Here is a 491-nt window from a genome sequence, read left to right as displayed (position 1 = left end):
GCAGGCACGGGGGCGGGTCACCGCGCCCGAATTGGCGGAAGCCAATGAGGTTTCGGTGCGCACGATCTATCGCGACATCGACGCGCTCGCCGCCGCCGGCGTCCCCGTCTATGCCGATCGCGGCGCCGAGGGCGGCTATCGTCTGCTCGACGGCTACCGCGTTCGGCTGAACGGGCTGTCGCAGGGCGAGGCCGAGGCGCTGTTCATGGCCGGCCTGCCCGGTCCCGCCGCCGCGCTCGGCCTCGACGCCGCAATGGTGGCGGCGCAAACCAAGCTGATGGCGGCCTTGCCGGAGAACCTGCGCCCGAACGCGAGAGGGATGCAGCAGCGCTTCCACCTCGACGCGCCCGGCTGGTTCGGCGCGACCGAGGAGCCGAAGCATCTGCGCGCCATCGCCGGCGCGGTACTGCGCGAACATTTGATCCAGATCCGCTACCAGAGCTGGAAGGCCGAGAAGCGGCGGCGGGTGGCGCCGCTCGGCCTCGTGCTGA

The 491-nt window shown here is 71.5% G+C and carries 1 protein-coding gene; it reads left to right on the top strand.

The window, feature by feature from the left end:
* Positions 1-491, top strand: a 491-nt coding sequence (locus tag FNJ47_RS46595) for a helix-turn-helix transcriptional regulator (RefSeq protein ID WP_163163543.1), incomplete at both ends; no start/stop codon positions are given.

The sequence above is a fragment of the Bradyrhizobium uaiense genome, assembly GCF_010811875.1.
Classification (GTDB): domain Bacteria; phylum Pseudomonadota; class Alphaproteobacteria; order Rhizobiales; family Xanthobacteraceae; genus Bradyrhizobium; species Bradyrhizobium uaiense.
This window is presented reverse-complemented; position numbering and strand designations above follow the sequence as displayed.